A 17,346-nucleotide genomic window follows, 5' to 3' on the forward strand; every position below is an offset into this window, starting at 1 on the left:
TTAAGCTTCTATAGCTTTTACTTGCTGAACTGATTTGCCAGAAAAACGCTTGACCAGCCGCACCTTTAATTCATCCACAATCTCAAATACCACTGGGATTACCAGCAAGCTCAATATTGTTGACGTCATTAAGCCACCAATCACCGCCATCGCCATCGGTGCGCGGAAGCTGGAGTCGCCCTCAAGACCAAGCGCCATGGGCAGCATGCCGGCAATCATGGCAATGGTGGTCATCAAAATAGGGCGTGAGCGTTTGTGGCAGGCATCGATAATAGCGGCTGTACGATCAAGGCCATGATCACGGCGCGCTGTAATCGCATATTCCACCAATAGGATGGAGTTTTTGGTGACGATGCCCATCAGCATAATCAGCCCAATGAGCGAAGGCAAAGACAGGCTGTAACCAAGCAGGGCAAGCAAGCCAAGTGCGCCACCTACAGCCAATGGCAAGGCTGCCAGCACGGTAAAAGGCTGTAAAAAGTCGTTAAATAGCAGCACCATCACCCCATACACGCAGAACACCCCAGCGACCATTGCCAACAAGAAACCACCAAATAACTCAGCCTGGCGCTCAGTATCACCTGAAGCTACGCGATGCACGCCTGCAGGTAATTTTTGTAGCGATTTAAGCTGATTCACCTCTTTAGTAACGTCACCTAGTGGCCTGCCTTGTAACTCGATGCTGATGGTGATGTTGCGTCTGCGGTCGTAGCGATCTATCTGCGCTGGGCCACCATTGATGGTGACATCTGCGACGTTCTGTAATGGGATAGTACCGTTGCTGCTTTTTACGCGTAGCTGTTTTACGGTCTCAAGATTATCGCGCGCATTTTGTTCCAGCATCATGCGGATGGGGATTTGCCGTTCGGGCAGATTGAGTTTGGGTAGTGAGACATCATAATCGCCAGTCGTTGCTACACGTACTGCCTGGCCGATGGCTTGTGCGGTAACGCCGTATTCAGCGGCTTTGGCAAAGTTGGGACGAATCACGATTTCAGGCCGCAACAGGCTGGCAGAAGAAGTGATGTTGCCGAGATTAGGTAGGGTGCGTAAGTCGCTGGTGACTTTTTGCGCGGTATCTTGTAACAAAGCGGCATCATCGCCTGCAAGCACCACGGTGAGTTTTTCACCGTTGCCGCCATAGCCTATCGAAATACGTGCGCCGGGGATTTGATTGAGCTTAGTGCGGATTTCTTTTTCAATCTGTTGTTGCGTGCGTTTACGTTCGCCAATGCTGGCAAGTGTGGCAGTCAGTGTGGCTTTGCGTACATCGCCAGTGGTGCTTGCGCCGCTACCTGCGCTAGTGCCTGTGCCGATAGAGGTGTAGATGTTCTCCACCTCTTTAATCGGCTGGATCAGTCGCCGTGCCTGTTCGGCCAAGGCCATGGTTTGCTCAATGGTGCTACCAGGTTGTGACTCAACAGTCACAGTGGTTTGGGCGGTATCGCCGGCTGGTAAAAAGCTCGAAGGCAAACGGCTGACTAAGGCGATCGATGCGATAAAAAATATTGCAGTGGCTACAGAAGTCAAAACGGGATGCGTCAGGCACCAGCGTACAGCCTCTAAATAGCGCTTCATGACAGTGCCATCTTCTTTGTGGGCTGGCTGGTCTTTGAGTAAATAGGCCGCCATCATGGGCGTGAGTAGGCGCGCGACAATTAATGAAGTGAGTACGGCAATAGCAGCAGTCCAGCCGAACTGCTTGAAGAATTTACCAGGAATACCGCTCATGAATGCCGTCGGTAGAAACACGGCAACCAAAGTGAGTGAGGTGGCGATGACGGCAAGCCCAATCTCATCAGCGGCCTCGAGTGCTGCCTGAAACGGCGGTTTACCCATGCGCAAATGGCGCACGATATTTTCTACCTCGACAATCGCGTCATCTACCAGAATCCCCACCATCAGGGTAAGCGCCAGCAAGGTAATCACATTAAGCGTGAAACCAAGCATGCTCATCACGGCGAACGTGGGAATCACGGATAAAGGCAGCGCAATGGCAGAGACAAAAGTCGCGCGCCAATCGCGCAAAAACAGCCAGACAACAAGCACAGCCAGCAATGCGCCTTCGTACAACGCATCCATGGAGACTTTGTATGAGACTTCTACTGGCCGCACGGTATTGCTGATTTCATCAATCTTGATGCGCGGATTATCTTCCATCAGCTTAGCAACGGCCGCACGTACGGCCTTAGCGACAGAAATTTCACTGGCGCCACGTGCGCGAAATACCTGGAAACTTATGATGGGTTTGCCATCGAGTAAGGCAATCTGGCGCCGCTCAGCCATGCCATCTTTGATGGTTGCTACTTCATCAAGCCTGATTTTGCGGCCATCACTCAACGGAATAGTCATTGCTGCAATGGCTTCGATGCTGTTCACATTACCGATGGTGCGCATGGTTTGCTCCATACCGCCAAGATTGCCGCGTCCACCTGGTGCTTCTTGCTGGACGCTCACCAACTGGCTGGAAAGCTCGCTGGCGGTGACGTTCATGGCCTGCAGTTTCAAGGGGTCCAGACGAATCGCCACTTCGCGCGTAATACCGCCCAGCCGCGTTACTTTGCCTACGCCTTTAACAGGCAATAGGGTTTTGCTGACCGTGTTATCCACGAACCACGAGAGATCGGCCTCATCCATATAATCGGTATGGATGGAAAAGGTCATCAAGGCGCCGCCTGGTGTATTGACGCGGGAGATGATGGGTTCTTGCACGTCCGCAGGCAATTGCGGCCTTACACGCGTCACTGCATCACGTACGTCATTCACCGCTTCTTGCAGGTCTTTTTCCAGCTCGAATTCCACCAGTGTGGTGCTGTTGCCATCGCTCACGGTTGAGGTGATGTGCTTGACTGCGCCTATGCCAGAAATCGAATCTTCGACGATGCGAGTGACCGTCGTTTCAAGCTGCGACGGTGTGGCACCGGGCAAGTTAACGGTCACGGTTACGGTGGGTAAATCAAAGTCAGGGAAATTCTGTACCCCAAGCGCTTTAAAGCCAACAAAACCAGCTGCGGTGAGAATAATAAACAGCAAGATGGCCGGCGTAGGCTTGCGTATAGACCATGCAGAGAAATTCATTACTGAGCTCCGTCTTTATTGATGCTGGTGTTAGCACTTACTGACACTAAATCACCATCATTCACAAAGCTTGCGCCAGAAAGAATTAGCTTGTCATCTACACTCAGGTTGTTACTGATTTCAATTTGCTGATCTTGCCGCCTGCCAGTTGTTACCTTGATCTGGTGCGCGCGGTTTTCAGCATCTATTTTCATCACGTAATTATTACCATCGCGAAACATAATGGTTGATTCAGGCACTGTTAAGGCGGGCTTAACACCAGTAGAAAATAAGCCTTTGACATACATGCCTGCAGTTAACCCACTGTGGGCGGGCAAATCAACATAGACCAACCCATAGCGTGTGTTGCTATCAATGGTAGGGGCAAGCTGGCGTACTGACCCTATCACTTGCTTGCCATCAGGGCGCAACAGTGTGACGGCCTTGCCCGATTGTATGCGCCCCAGATTTTCAGCATCTACTTCGGCACGCCATTCCAGGCGGTTATTGCGGATCAGCTTGAACAGTTCACTGCCCACAGTACCAACCGCGCCAACCGTGGCGGTGCGTGAAGAAATCACGCCATCATCTGGCGCAATGATTTTGGCATAGCGAATTTTGAGTAATGACGCATCGCGCAAAGCCTTAGCAGATGCCAGATTCGCGCTTGCTGTCGCGGCAGTGGTTTGGTACTGGGTAATATCCTGCTGGCTGATAGAGCCTGTGGTTTCAAGTAGTTTGGCGCGGTCATATTCGCTATTGGCTTTGCCTAAATTGGCCTCAGCCAATGCAACTGCAGCCTCTTGTTGTGCCAGGTCAGTGCGCAATGAATCTTCATTAAACTGCGCCAGCAACTGGCCTTTGCGTACCTGGTCGCCCACGTTCACCAACACGCTATCCAGCTTTACACCGCCTACTTCAACGCCAATCGTGGCTTCTTGCCAGGCCGCAACATTGCCGCTCGCGGTAATCTGCTCTTGCCAATCTTTAGTTGATGGCGAAACAAGCTCAACCGCAATCACAGGTTGTGCCTTTGCTGCTTCAGCACTTGGGGATTTCGCGCCGCAAGCTACGAGGTTGATTGCTAGCGTTGAGATTAAAAACGCTTGTATTGATGCGCTGGTGAATTTTAAATCTAGTGAAAGATACTTCATGGTGTCGTTTTCTCAGGGTTAGTCTCAGCTACATTTTCTACTGGCTGCCAGCCGCCGCCTGCGGCCTTGTATAACGCAACCCACGCTGCGCTGCGTTCAAGCTTGGCCGCTGCCAGCTGTTCTCTGCTAGAAAGCAAAGTGCGCCTTACTTGTTCAAGCTCAAGCAGGCTGGCTGCGCCGAGCTGGTACTTTTGTTGTATGGAGGCAAAATAGCGGCTGTAGCGTTCTTCCGCTTTTTCAGCGCTGACTTCACGTCGCGTGATTGAATCTACACGCACCAGCGCGTTTTCTACTTCTTGCACGGCGGTTAACACTTGGCTGCGGTAGGTCGCTAAAGCTTGGTCATATTTAGCACGGGCGGCTTCTACATTCGCAGCGCCACTACCACCATCAAAAATCGGTAACGATAACGATGGCCCAAACGACCAGGTGTTGTAGCTTTGTGATGAAATTGAAGTGACACCAATGGCGCCAGTCAAGCTGATTGAGGGTAATCGCTTGGCGATCGCTACACCGATATTGGCGCTCGCTGCATTCAGCAAACGCTCAGTGGCAGCAACATCAGGCCGTTGCGAGATAGTGACTGCAGGTATTGCAGGCACGCCATCTGCTGGTGGCATGGGTATTTGTGCCACATTCGCCGTTAGTTGTTGTTCAACATCCGCATAGGGCAGGCTGGTGAGCGCTACCAATTGGTTAACATATTGCGCGCAATTGCTTTTCTGCGTCTCAAGCTTGGTTTCGCTTTCCGCAATCGCCGCTTCAGTTTGCATCTGGTCTGAAGGCGGCACAAAACCAGCCTTCAGTTTCAGGTTGGTGAGGCGGTCTGTTTCAAGGTTAGAGCTCAGTTCGGTTTCATACACATTCACTAATACTTCGCACTGCCGCAGATTGATGTAAGCGTTTGCTACCTCCGCAGCCAAGCTCACACGGGCATCATCCCAACTGAATTCAGCAGAGGCTAAATTGGCGCGGCTCGCTTCAACACCTCGGCGAATCTTACCGAATAGATCGATTTCCCAACTTGCATCAAGGCTGGCGGTTTGAGTGGTCTGCTCACTGTTACCTGCGCTGGTGGTAATGCCTGTGGTAGTGCCACCAAAGCTCGTGCCACTTTTCGCACGAGTTACACCAGCGTTGCCGTCTAAAGTAGGTAACTGATTGGCCTTTTGTATTCTCAGGTTGGCACGCGCCTCTCTTACACTGCCAACGGCTTTAGCAATGCTGGGGTTATTCTTTTCTGCCTGTTCAATCAGGCTAGTCATGGCTGGGTCGTTAAACTGCTGCCACCATTGGGCGAGATTTTTTAACTCACCACCATGCGGCAATTTGGCATGCCACTGCTCGGCAATGCCCACTTGTTCAGGCGCTGGTTTTTGATAGTTTGGCCCTACCATACAAGCGGTCAGTGAAAAGCTAAGCATCACGAAACTTAGTGTTTTAATCGTGTGTTGTTGATTCAGCATGTGTTTAATCGACATCTGGAATATTCTCCAGCATGCGCGTAAGCAGGCTTTTGAGGGTTGCTAACTCTTCACTATTGAAACCATTTAGATGCAGATTCATGCTCTTAAACAGTACCGCAGGGATTTGCAAAGCCATACGCTGGCCTTCTTCTGTCAGCTCTAAATTAACAACACGCCGATCATCCGTGCTACGTGTTCTTACCAACAAACCTTTAGATTCAAGCCGATCCAGCATACGGGTAATGGCGCCAGTATCTATATTGGCTATATTTGCCAAATCCGCTGCCGTCTTTGCATAGCCTTTTGCAATCGCCATGATAGGCGCCCATTGCATTGCGGTTAGGTCAAGCGGCGCAATGTTCTTATCTACCGTACGCAAGATAGCAAAGTGCACATTTTTGATTAAAAGCAATATCGAATCTTCCGGCCCAGAAGATTCGGGGATAGCAATATTTGTGGGGGTATTTTTAGATATTTCAGTCATGATTCCAAATTAACTGCCTAGACAGTGATTGTCAAGACAGCTAATTGTAAGGTTCTGTAAATATCTGTGAAAGCAACGTGATTACCTAGATTCAGATCAAGACGAAGTGTTTTCTATCACATACGAAAGATGTGCACCAAAATCAACAAATCGTGCACTTCTGTGAGCATCTTGCTGTGGCTATTTATAGCTGCCACCCAATAAAAGTTAACCTATATGCAAAATTTTTGCATATAGGTTAACTTTTAATATCAATCACTTACAAATCTTACTTAATTCTCGTTAAACCCTGTTTTTGGCATAAGTATTGCTGTAAGCCTTTTTGTGTTTTAAGTCAGCGGGGATGAATCAATCTGATTAAGAACATCCTGCAATGTTGGATTTAATCCAATCAAAGTCTTTAAAATTAAATGAATGCCACTAAAAAGGCAGATAAAAATAAGTGGTTCATCACCTATGTTCAAAAGCAATACGTTACACCCAGCACGTCTATTCGGGGTTAGTTTGGCTATATTGTTGGTTGTAGCTAACCATTTGGTGGTTGCTGCAGATGCAAACTCAGATGCACAAGAACAGATCAGGCAACAGGAACGTGAGCGAGCGCAGCGCGAACAACTCACACCTACCCCTGATGTACGTCTTGACCAGGGCGAACCAGCGACAGCTCTGACTCTGTTACCCAAAGATGAGTCTCCCTGCTTCACCATTCAAAGCATTGTGCTGACTGGTGATTCGTCTCCCCAGTTTCAGTGGGCACTGACAGCGGCAAATCAGAAGAACGACCCACCGACTGGTCGTTGCCTAGGTAGCCAAGGCATTAACATCGTCATGAAGCGCATCCAGAATGCCATCGTTGCCCATGGATTCGTCACAACTCGTTTACTAGCAGCTCCACAAGACCTTAATACTGGCGTGCTGACATTAACTCTAATTCCAGGCCGTATTCACGCTATTCGCTTTGCCCCAGAGACCAGTAGCCGTGCCACCCAATGGAATGCAGTAGCTGCAAAACCTGGTGATATTCTGAATCTGCGAGATATTGAACAAAGCCTTGAGAACTTCAAGCGAGCCCGGTCTCAGTGATCTGGTCATCAGTTGGAAACAAGCCTTCCCATTGCGCTTAACGCTCTCAGCAGATAATTCAGGCATCAAATCCACAGGCAAGAATCAGGGCAGTGTCACTATTTCTGGTGATGACTTGCTTAGCCTGAACGATCTGTTCTATATCTCCTATAACCATGATCTGGGTAATAGAGATGCTGGTAGCCGTGGCACCCAAGGTACCACTGTCAGCTACTCACTGCCTTTCGGGTATTGGATGCTTGGCTTTAACAGCAGTAACTACAACTATTATCAAGCCGTCGCTGGTACTAACCAGACCTATCTCTACAGCGGCACCAGTACCAACAGCGATGTACGTTTGTCACGCGTGGTATGGCGAGACGCAGTACGCAAGACCACAATCAATGGACGTCTATGGATGCGTAGCTCCAGTAACTATATTGATGACACCGAAGTGCAAGTACAGCATCGTCGCATGGCAGGTTGGGAGCTGGGTGTGAATCAGCGTGAGTTCATCGCCAGTGCAACCTTGGATATCAACCTAGCCCTTCGTCAAGGGACTGGCATGCTAGGTAGCATCCCTGCTCCTGAGGAGTCTTTCGGCCAAGGAACTTCACGTCCGAGGCTCATTATTGCCGATGTCCAATTCAATCTGCCGTTCAGCATTGCAAATCAACGCCTGCGCTATAGCTTGTCTGCCCGTGGCCAATCCAACCAAACGGCTTTAGTTCCGCAAGACCGATTTGCCATCGGTGGCTTCTACACCGTACGTGGTTTTGATGGAGAAAGTATCCTCTCTGCCGAGCGCGGGTTGCTAATACGTAATGATCTAGGCCTAAGTCTGGGTGGTACAGGGCAGGAGCTGTACCTTGGGTTGGATTACGGCGAGGTGGGTGGCCAATCATCTGACCTGCTAGTCGGCAAGAGGTTGGCAGGGGCAGTGGTCGGCTTACGTGGCGGAGTCAAAGGGCTTAACTACGATGTGTTTCTTGGTGAGCCCATCATGAAGCCCGATGGTTTCCAGACAGCGAGAAGCAATATTGGCATGAATTTGATTTGGACGTATTAGGGATGAAGACGATGAATAAGAAATTCGAACGTAATGTGTCTATGACGGCAACCTTGCGACCACTCACATTCTCTATATTGCTTGCGATAGGCGCTGTTGGGGTAATTTCAGGTGTAGATGCTGCTGGGATTGTCGCAGATGGTTCAGCACCTTCAAACCAGCAGCCCGTCGTGTTGAACGCAGCTAACGGCGTACCTCAAGTCAACATCCAGACGCCAAGTGCCGCAGGGGTGTCCCGCAATATCTACACCCAGTTTGATGTGCAGCAGCAAGGTGTCATTCTTAATAATAGTCGTACCGATGTACAAACCCAATTGGGTGGTTATGTACAAGCTAATCCATATCTTGCGGCTGGCACTGCCCGTGTCATTTTGAATGAAGTGAACTCCAGCAATCCGAGTTTGCTGCAAGGATATATTGAAGTCGCGGGTAGTCGGGCCCAAGTGGTTATTGCTAACCCGGCGGGTGTCACTTGCGATGGATGCGGATTCATCAATGCCAATCGCGCTACGCTTACCACTGGTACCCCCATTCTGAATGGCGGCAGTCTTGATGGCTACCGTGTACAACGCGGCACAGTCAGTATCATTGGAAATGGCATGGATGCGAGCCAGACCGATTACACCGATATCATTGCACGTGCAGTACAGGTCAATGCCAGCATCTATGCCAATGATCTGCGAGTGACTGCAGGTAGCAATCAGGTCAATACAGCCAATACTACCGGTACTCCTATTGCAGGCACTGGCATTACACCGACACTGGCTATCGACGTCGCGCAACTTGGGGGCATGTACGCTGGCAAGATTCAACTGATCGGCACCGAAGCTGGAGTGGGTGTTACCAATGCTGGGCAGATAGGGGCTAGTGCAGGCAATGTGGTTGTGAACGTCAATGGCCTGCTAACCAATACAGGCACAATCAGCAGTACAGGAAATAATACTCTACAAGCGGATTCCATTACGAATACCAATGGCTCTATCACCGCAGGGCAGTTGCTCGGTATCAATGCCAATGGTCTGACTGGTGATGGTAATCTATTATCTAATGGTGATATATCAGTGCAACTGAGCAGTGATTTTGCAAGCACAGGCCAATTACTAGCAAACGGTAATCTCAGCTTTACCACCACAGGCAACTTTATCAACCAGTCCGATCTGCTTGCAGGCAGCATACTCACAATAACCGCTGCCAATATCGATAACACTGCGGGGCGTGAAATCAGTGGCGCCAATACTCATCTGACTGCCAGCAATACTCTGACTAACCGTGGACTCATTGATGGTAGTGATACTTTCATCAATGCCACCACATTAAATAACATCGGTACAGGCAGTATATTTGGTGATCATGTTGCATTGCAGGCTACTACTCTTACTAATGATGTAGAAACAGTCAACAGCACTACAACAGCTGCTGTGATTGCTGCAAGAACCAGTCTGGATATAGGGGCGACTACCCTTAACAACCGTGAACACTCGCTTATATTTAGCAGTGGAGATATGACGATTGGTGGCAGTCTGGATGCCAATCATCTGGCTGCTGCTTCAGCCACTACAGTCAATAACAACAGCGCTACGATCAACGCATTAGGTGCTTTGAATCTTTCAGCTGATCAGGTGAATAACACCAATGAGCATTTCTCGACACAGGTAGTCAATCTATCTACGAGCTTTTATCAGCTTTGGCAGTCTGCTTCGCCAATACATGACCCAGACTGGTTGCATAGTATGGGTACGCTCTGGACAGCATCCCAAGTCACCATACTGCCTAGGGCAAGTTATGAAGTAGATTTATTGTCATCGGCAGATGGGGTAACAGACCATTTTATCCGCTATGACATCAACGAAACCATTTCTGAAACTCAGGTGCTAAGTTCTGATCCAGGCCAGATTCTCGCTGGCGGCAATATGTTGATCACTGCTAACAATGTTTTGAATGACAAGAGCCAGATCATTACCGGTGGCAGCTTGACTGGAAATATCGGTACGCTGAATAACACGACTGTGGCAGGCCAACACATCATTACAGATAGTGGTTTAGCAAGGAATTACTTCCGCATCCCAGAAGACGGGCGTGATTCTCAAGGGCTAACAACAAGTGCATATAACCCAGCACCTACGGTGCAATCCATTAATCTTACGCCAACAGCTTATGAACAAAACACAACGCCTAGCGGATCTGTAGCGACGATTGGCACGTTGAATACCACACTACCCAATAGTGGTTTATTCCAGCCCAACCCTAATCCCACTGCAAATTATCTGGTGGAGACCAATCCACGCTTTGCAAACTACCGAACATGGCTAAGCTCTGATTACCTACTGCAACAATTGAGCTTTGATCCTGCCACCACGCAAAAGCGCATCGGTGATGGTTTCTATGAACAAAGCCTGGTACGTGACCAAGTTGCTCAACTCACTGGGCGCCGCTTTCTGGATGGGTATGCCTCTGATGAAGCAGAATACCAAGGCTTGCTAAGCAATGCAGTAACGGTTGCTAAAGCATGGAACTTAGTACCAGGTGTTGCACTTAGTCCAGCCCAAGTTGCACAATTGACCAGTGACATCGTCTGGCTGGTACAAAAGACCGTGACTCTTCCTGATGGCACTACCACGCAGGCACTGGTGCCTCGACTCTACGTCAGTGTACAGCCAGGTGATTTAAACGGTAGTGGCGCCCTTATCTCAGGCAACACCACTAATCTCAATATCGGCGGAAATCTTAATAACAGCGGTAGCATCGCTGGCCGTACTGTACTTGCCCTGAACGCAGTCAATGTGAATAACCTTGGTGGCAACATTACGGCCACTGATGTTAATGTAAATGCCACCAATGACATCAACAATATCGGCGGTACGATTTCAGGTAAGGATAGTCTGAGCGCCACGGCTGGACGTGATTTGAATGTGGAAAGTACCACCAGTACACAGACGAACAGTCAAGGCTATACCACCAACATTAACCGCGTGGCTGGGATCTATGTGAGTAATGCGGATGCTGTGCTAATCGCTACCGCAGGCCGTGATGTCAATCTAAATGCCGTACAGATTAGCAATTCAGGTGCTAATACCAACGGCACTGGCGGAACACTGATCCAAGCAAGCAACAACCTGAATATCGGTACAGTTACCACTGGGAATCAAGAAACCATTGTTTGGGATAGTAAGAATCACATTAGCCAGGGCGGTACGGCTGAAGTCGGTAGTAATATTCAAACTAAAGGCGATGTCACTTTAATGGCCGCACAAGACCTGAATGCCAAAGCCGCTACTGTGACCAGTGATAACGGAAACATCACTGCGCTGGCAGGCAACAAAGTGAACCTGACTAGTGGCCAGTCCACACAAAATCTGGATGCTTCATTCCAGACCAAGAGGCACGGTTTCCTTTCTAGCAAAACCATTACCACGCACGATGTCATCAATAAAACCAATAGTGAAGGCACCACGCTTAGTGGCGACACCGTTACGGTATTAGCTGGGTATAGTGCAGATCAGAACGGACAGTTACAGCAAACTACTGGGTCTGGAAACATCACTATAGAAGGTAGTAATGTCGTCTCAACTAATGGAACTACAGTCAATGGAACAGGAAGTATCACGGTTACTACTGCTCAGAATACTGATAACGAAACTCATCTGCGCGATACCAAGAAGAGTGGTCTCTTAGGCGGTGGCGGGGGGATAGGTTTCACTATCGGTAGTCAACAACTCATCAACACTGGCACTAGCCAAACTACTACCAATACAGCCAGTACGGTTGGCAGTACCGCCGGCGATGTGAATATCAATACAGGCAAGGTCTATACCCAGAGTGGCAGTGATGTGTTAGCTCCCCAAGGCAATATCAATATCAGTGCCCAAAGTGTAGAAATCAATGCCGCACAGAACACCAGCGTAGTCAGCGAAGAGACGAAGTTCAAGCAGAGCGGGTTGAGCGTTTCACTTGGTAGTGGCGGTTTGAATAGTTTACAAACTCTTGCTAAAACAACACAAGGCAGCTTTAAAAGTGAGCCCACTCAAAACAAGGTTTTGAATGCACTACAAACCTATGCCAATACCGCTTCGCTAGTTGAAGATGGTGCAGCGGTTACAGAAGCGATTAAAGCAGGAGACATTGGATCAGCCGCTAGTGCTTCTGGGATTAAGTTAAGCGTTAGTATTGGCAGCTCAAGTATGCAAAGCTCGACTACAAGTAGCTTAGTTAGCAACCAAGGTAGTGCGATCAAATCTGGCGGAAATGTCACAATTCAAGCTACAGAGAGCGACTTAAATGTCATTGGCAGCAAGCTATCTGCAGGTAAAAACCTGACCTTAGAAGCAAAGGACAACATCAATTTAGAGGCCAGTGCAGATACCGAATCTATAGACAGCAACAATAAATCCAGTAGCACTAGCATTGGTCTGTCCATGGGTATTGGCAAAGGAGGTGCTGGCCTCAGCCTTGACTTAGCGGCAAGCCGCGGTAAAGGGCAGGCTAATAGCAATAGTATTATTTTTAACAATACCAAAATTTCAGCTGGAGATACTCTTAGCTTGAAATCTGGGGAAGATACCAATCTCCTAGGCGCTAACGCCAGCGCAAATAAAGTAAAGGTAGAAGTAGCAGGCGACCTCAACTTGCAAAGTCTGCAAGACACCTCAACTAGTAAAGCCAAACAAAGTAACACTGGTGTTAGTGCCAGTATTCCACTCACTGGTGCAGGCTCCGTGAGTGGGAGCATCAGCATGAACAAACAAAACAGCAATAGTAGCTATGCAAGTGTTTATGAACAAACTGGTATTGCGGCGGGTGAGGCTGGCTTTGATATCAAGGTAAAAGGCAATACCGATCTTAAAGGTGCATTGATAGACAGTGCAGCTGCTTCCGATAAAAATCAGCTAGTTACAGGCTTATTAACTGTAAGTAATATCCAAAACCAGATGAGCGCAGAAGCCAGCACCAGCGGAATTACGGTTGGCACAGATATGTTTACAGGTAAATATGCAGCCACCAAAGGAATTGCAGGGAATCTAATGGATAACGGTGAGGCCGAAATTCAGGATCAAAGCATTACCCGAAGTGCCATAGCGCCAGCGGATATCACCATTACCGACGAAGCTAAGCAATTAGCGGTAACCGGCAAAACTGCAGAAGAAACCATTGCTACTTTAGATCGGGATACGACAGATACGAATCGCGTATTGGCAAAGCCTGATGTGGAAGCTCTGCAGAACCAAGCGCAGCAAGAACAGGTGGACAAGCAATTGTTGCTGACTACTATTACGACATTCACGGACGAAGCCTTTAAGAAGTCATTTTTAACTAAAGCGAAAATGTATGAAATAGCTCGAGACGAAAAGACTGGGAAAGTTATTACCGATGAAAACGGTAATCCTGTGACGCGAGAGTTAAATGATGAGGAGAAGCTTAGTTTAAAAGCAAATGGCGGAAATAAAAGGTTAAATGTATTCACAAATGGTATTTTTAATGATGAAACATCAGCTGCAAATTATTCCGTGCAGATAACAGAAGCCCCAGTAGGGGAAAAGGTTTACCTTGTATATTTTCCTGATGCTAATAATTTCTTCTCTGAATTAATGATAGCTGCGTACCAAAAGAATTTAGAAGGTACAACATTAGGGTTAACGAATGCCACTCAAGAAATTGTAAACTTATCGCAACAATACGGTAGCGAGGGTTTAAATTTGGTTGGTCATAGTCGTGGTGGAATGACTATCGGGAATGCGCTGGAAGCATTAGAAAACATGGGTAATAATCAAAACATTTTGAGTGGCACCAACATAAAACTGGTTGGGTCAGCTTACTCTGCGCAAGATGCGGCCAATTCCTTAAGTGATTTAAGTGGAGGTGCTCAAACAAGTGTACAACTCCAAAATCACGTGGATGATTTTGTGGGGAGGTTAATTGGTGGTAACCCTACCACTTATGGGAATACTCCGACAGGAAGCAGCATGATTCAAGAGTGGATTCATATATTCGGTGCATCGCCTACTACACATAGTTGCTATGGTGCTGCAAGTTCCGCATGTAATGATAAATACGGAGTACCTATCACAATAAATATCCCATCTAAAGATTCAACGGATGGAGTGCAGAAATGAAGAAATACCTTTCAATGCTGTTATTACTGATGCTCAACGGATGTGGTGGTTACAGTATTCACAATATTGACAAGCCACCCCCTGAGGACTATGACACATGGAAAAAACAAGGTGAATCTCAGTTGCGAATTAAGAAAACATTGCTGGAATGTGGCGCAATCGCGCCTAGCACTCTCGGATGGTCATATATGAAGGCATATGAAAAAATAGGCCTAATTAACCAAAAAGATCAAACCAATCATGGATTTCTGGTAGACAGGTGTATGTTAAAAGCTGGCTTTGTTCAGCAAAATACTAGCTGGACAATTCAAGATGCTTGTGCTGATCCACGCTACCGTGATTATCCCGCCTGCCAACCAGATACTATTATTCCCGCTCCCAGCTTTGAGAAACGATTAAATGGTTGGTACTGCAAAGTAAAAACTAACTATGATTTTTGTTTAAAGTATTCACTCAATGTGAGTGGATGTAGTCCTGAGCGAGCGAGTAATCCTCCACCAGAATGCCTTGACTCCAATCAGAGTCCTTCATCTTCAATCGGAAGTAATGGCTCAACTGACAAGCAATATAAAAACAATCTCTCACCACTCAACCCAGATTCAGACAAAGCAATTCGGTTACAGAGAGATATAAGAAACCAAAGTAATCAACAGATGAACGAGATGCTGCGCAATAGAGCGCCAAGGATTGGCCGCTAATACTCGGTAAGACAAATTAATAACAATTTCAATGTTATGAGAATTGATAGCAACAAAAAAGAGGCTTAAGCCTCTTTTTATTATCTAATCAACTTATTTTTAATGTTGTAACGTTAGGGCTTGAAAACGTAAAATCACTCTAAAGATTTCCGTTAGATTTTAGAAACCCTAGTAATTGACTTGAACCCGATAGCCTGAGACTTTTTCGCCGTTGGTGGTGAGTGCCAAATCGATATGCAGCTCTTCACCAGCAGGGATGCCGTCAGCGATTTTTGTGTTGGGGGGTAAATACTCACTCGGTTTGAAAGTGCGGCGCAGTGAGGGAGCGTCGTTGGCGTCGGTCAGTGTCAATTCCAGCATGGGGTAAGCTTGCGGGAACTCAGCATTATTGATGAGGGTGCTTGATAAATGAATGACATCCGCATGTTCTGTATCTTCTTGAATGCTGGAGTCATCAATTACTAGTAGCTTGATATTTTTGGGTAGCTCTACCGTGCATCCGAGTTTGGCGCAGGCTTGTACCAGGTAGGGTTTTAGACCTGGTAGCATGATAGAAAGCTGTGTCCTGAAGTAATAGGTGCTCTGTACTAATGCCGCAATGACTAAGATTACGGCTAGTATTATCGATAGCCATTTTCGGCGGCTTTGTTTTTCAGGTAATTGTTCGTCTGTCTTCGAAATGCTATCAATGAAGGTGGTTGATGTTGCCTCAGGTTCAGGTTTTTCTGATACATGCATATCTGTTACTGAAGTGCCGCTGGTTTTTTCAGGTTCAACATCAACAATCGGAGTTTCAGTGACTTCAGGTTCAATTCTGTAATCTACGAGATCAGCGTGGGGCGATGGAGTATTGGTGATACTGGTTTCAGTGGAGGGCGCTAAATCAGTAAAGTCTGTTTGATCGAAAGCATCGCCAAGTTGCTCGGGATTAGGCTCCTCAACAGGCTTTTGCGCGATTTCATCAAAAGATGTGACGCCGAAAGGGTCATCATCGAGCGTTATCGCTGGAATTTCAGGCGGTAATTCTGACTTTATATCTGGTGATGATTCTATCTCAACTTCTGGTTGAGGCTCTATTATTTCAGGCCAGGTGATCTCAGGTTCTGTGGTGATAGCAGATTCGCTAATCTCTAAGTCAGTTTCGGCAGTTGCTTCAACTATTATTTCCGCTAATGGCTCAATGATTTCAGCGGTTGGGGTTTCAGTGTGGGTAATCTCTACCGTTTCACCCAGTTTATCGAGCGCATTAAAAACAAAATCGCATTGACCACAACGTACATCGCCGCGATGCGCTGCAAGGTGTTCTGGCTTAAGCAGAAAACTGGTTGCGCAAGCAGGGCAAGTGGTGACTAGACTCATCTTTTGGTGCCTGTCAGCAGTACCCAGCTATCCATGAAAATGGGTGGGTGCATATCGAACCATTGTGTATAAATAGTAGAGACTTGTTCGGTTTGCTCGCGCAGAATACCAGAGAGGGCAATCTGCCCTTGCGGTTTGCAGGATTTTGCCAACGCTGGCGCGAGCACCGATAAGGCGCTAGATAAGATGTTGGCTACGACAATATCGTAAATACCTTCAGGCATGTCTTTAGGTAGATGAAACTTGGCATCTACGGCATTTTGTTCGGCATTGAAACCGCTGGATAGAATGGCTTGTTCATCAATGTCGGTACCGATTACTTTCGCTGCACCCAGTTTTTTAGCCGCAATGGCCAAAATGCCCGAACCACAGCCGTAATCCAGAACGGAGTCTTCATTTTTAATGTGATCTGCCAGCCAAGCCATGCACAGATGCGTGGTCGGGTGGCTGCCTGTGCCAAAAGCCAAGCCAGGATCAAGCACGATATTGAGTGCATCAGGATTAGGCGCGCTATGCCAAGTAGGTACTATCCATAAATCATCACGAATACGGATCGGATCAAACTGGGATTGCGTAGCGCGCACCCAATCTTGTTCCTGAATGATTTCGGTGCTGTATGGTAAGTCTTGCAAGCCAGTGACCTTGGCAAGTGATCGCATGACATCTTTAACGATAATCTGCTCATCAAATAAAGCGCTGACGATGTTCTGCTGCCAAATACCTGGGGGAGGGTCGCCAGGTTCGCCGAATATTGGCTGCTCATCGGGTGTTTCGGCATTCGCATCTTCGATAATGGCCGATAGCGCGCCAATATCCATCAGTGAGTCACTAATCAGCTCGGCGGTGTTGTCTTTCGCTTCGATTTTGAGAGATAACCAAGCCATGGCTGC

Annotated in this window: 10 protein-coding genes; 4 read left to right on the plus strand and 6 right to left on the minus strand. The window is 47.7% G+C overall.

Annotated elements, in window-relative coordinates; all coding sequences use genetic code 11:
• Genes ZMTM_RS00110 through ZMTM_RS00125 form a run of 4 tightly spaced genes read right to left on the minus strand, consistent with a single transcriptional unit; the run spans nucleotide 1 to nucleotide 6,161 of the window.
• Nucleotides 1-3,078 carry an efflux RND transporter permease subunit gene (locus ZMTM_RS00110; protein ID WP_221764346.1) on the minus strand — a complete coding sequence of 1,026 codons (3,078 nt, stop codon included), beginning with the start codon at nucleotides 3,076-3,078 and terminating at the stop codon, nucleotides 1-3.
• Nucleotides 3,078-4,211 carry an efflux RND transporter periplasmic adaptor subunit gene (locus ZMTM_RS00115; RefSeq protein ID WP_221764347.1) on the minus strand — a complete coding sequence of 378 codons (1,134 nt, stop codon included), beginning with the start codon at nucleotides 4,209-4,211 and terminating at the stop codon, nucleotides 3,078-3,080. The genes ZMTM_RS00110 and ZMTM_RS00115 overlap by 1 nt, the downstream gene beginning before the upstream one ends.
• Nucleotides 4,208-5,692, minus strand: a complete 1,485-nt coding sequence (locus ZMTM_RS00120) for an efflux transporter outer membrane subunit (protein WP_221764348.1) — start codon at nucleotides 5,690-5,692, stop codon at nucleotides 4,208-4,210. Before ZMTM_RS00120 ends, ZMTM_RS00115 begins: the two co-directional genes overlap by 4 nt.
• Nucleotides 5,682-6,161, minus strand: coding sequence for a MarR family winged helix-turn-helix transcriptional regulator (locus tag ZMTM_RS00125; RefSeq protein WP_221764349.1), 480 nt, complete (start codon nucleotides 6,159-6,161; stop codon nucleotides 5,682-5,684). The genes ZMTM_RS00120 and ZMTM_RS00125 overlap by 11 nt, the downstream gene beginning before the upstream one ends.
• Before the next feature lie 456 nt (nucleotides 6,162-6,617).
• On the opposite strand from ZMTM_RS00125, the gene ZMTM_RS00130 reads away from it, so the two are divergent.
• The 4 genes from ZMTM_RS00130 to ZMTM_RS00145 are packed head-to-tail and all read left to right on the plus strand — an operon-like array spanning nucleotide 6,618 to nucleotide 15,097.
• Nucleotides 6,618-7,244, plus strand: a complete 627-nt coding sequence (locus ZMTM_RS00130) for a POTRA domain-containing protein (RefSeq protein ID WP_221764350.1) — start codon at nucleotides 6,618-6,620, stop codon at nucleotides 7,242-7,244.
• Nucleotides 7,213-8,292: a ShlB/FhaC/HecB family hemolysin secretion/activation protein gene (locus tag ZMTM_RS00135; RefSeq protein WP_221764351.1), complete on the plus strand. Its 1,080-nt coding sequence runs from the start codon at nucleotides 7,213-7,215 to the stop codon at nucleotides 8,290-8,292. Before ZMTM_RS00130 ends, ZMTM_RS00135 begins: the two co-directional genes overlap by 32 nt.
• 11 nt (nucleotides 8,293-8,303) lie before the next feature.
• The gene (locus ZMTM_RS00140) at nucleotides 8,304-14,399 is read left to right on the plus strand and encodes a two-partner secretion domain-containing protein (RefSeq protein ID WP_221764352.1); all 6,096 of its coding nucleotides are present in this window, start codon (nucleotides 8,304-8,306) and stop codon (nucleotides 14,397-14,399) included.
• The gene (locus ZMTM_RS00145; protein ID WP_221764353.1) at nucleotides 14,396-15,097 is read left to right on the plus strand and encodes a hypothetical protein; all 702 of its coding nucleotides are present in this window, start codon (nucleotides 14,396-14,398) and stop codon (nucleotides 15,095-15,097) included. The genes ZMTM_RS00140 and ZMTM_RS00145 overlap by 4 nt, the downstream gene beginning before the upstream one ends.
• Nucleotides 15,098-15,265: 168 nt before the next feature.
• Here ZMTM_RS00145 and ZMTM_RS00150 read toward each other — a convergent pair whose 3' ends face one another.
• Both ZMTM_RS00150 and prmA read right to left on the minus strand, forming a co-directional pair.
• Nucleotides 15,266-16,456 (minus strand): zinc-ribbon and DUF3426 domain-containing protein, encoded by a 1,191-nt coding sequence (locus ZMTM_RS00150; RefSeq protein WP_221765506.1) that lies wholly within the window; start codon nucleotides 16,454-16,456, stop codon nucleotides 15,266-15,268.
• A complete protein-coding gene (gene prmA, locus ZMTM_RS00155) occupies nucleotides 16,453-17,340 on the minus strand; it encodes a 50S ribosomal protein L11 methyltransferase (protein ID WP_221764354.1) in 888 nt (295 codons plus the stop codon). The genes ZMTM_RS00150 and prmA overlap by 4 nt, the downstream gene beginning before the upstream one ends.
• Between the last annotated feature and the right edge of the window lie 6 nt (nucleotides 17,341-17,346).

The organism is Methyloradius palustris (genome assembly GCF_019703875.1).
GTDB classification, from domain to species: Bacteria; Pseudomonadota; Gammaproteobacteria; order Burkholderiales; family Methylophilaceae; genus Methyloradius; species Methyloradius palustris.

Bases quoted from the DNA above. Each gene is read 5' to 3' on its own strand.
- ZMTM_RS00110 (WP_221764346.1), bottom strand. From the start codon at position 3,078: ATGAATTTCTCTGCATGGTCTATACGCAAGCCTACGCCGGCCATCTTG.
- ZMTM_RS00115 (WP_221764347.1), bottom strand. From the start codon at position 4,211: ATGAAGTATCTTTCACTAGATTTAAAATTCACCAGCGCATCAATACAA.
- ZMTM_RS00120 (WP_221764348.1), bottom strand. From the start codon at position 5,692: ATGTCGATTAAACACATGCTGAATCAACAACACACGATTAAAACACTA.
- ZMTM_RS00125 (WP_221764349.1), bottom strand. From the start codon at position 6,161: ATGACTGAAATATCTAAAAATACCCCCACAAATATTGCTATCCCCGAA.
- ZMTM_RS00130 (WP_221764350.1), top strand. From the start codon at position 6,618: ATGTTCAAAAGCAATACGTTACACCCAGCACGTCTATTCGGGGTTAGT.
- ZMTM_RS00140 (WP_221764352.1), top strand. From the start codon at position 8,304: ATGAATAAGAAATTCGAACGTAATGTGTCTATGACGGCAACCTTGCGA.
- ZMTM_RS00145 (WP_221764353.1), top strand. From the start codon at position 14,396: ATGAAGAAATACCTTTCAATGCTGTTATTACTGATGCTCAACGGATGT.
- ZMTM_RS00150 (WP_221765506.1), bottom strand. From the start codon at position 16,456: ATGAGTCTAGTCACCACTTGCCCTGCTTGCGCAACCAGTTTTCTGCTT.
- prmA (WP_221764354.1), bottom strand. From the start codon at position 17,340: ATGGCTTGGTTATCTCTCAAAATCGAAGCGAAAGACAACACCGCCGAG.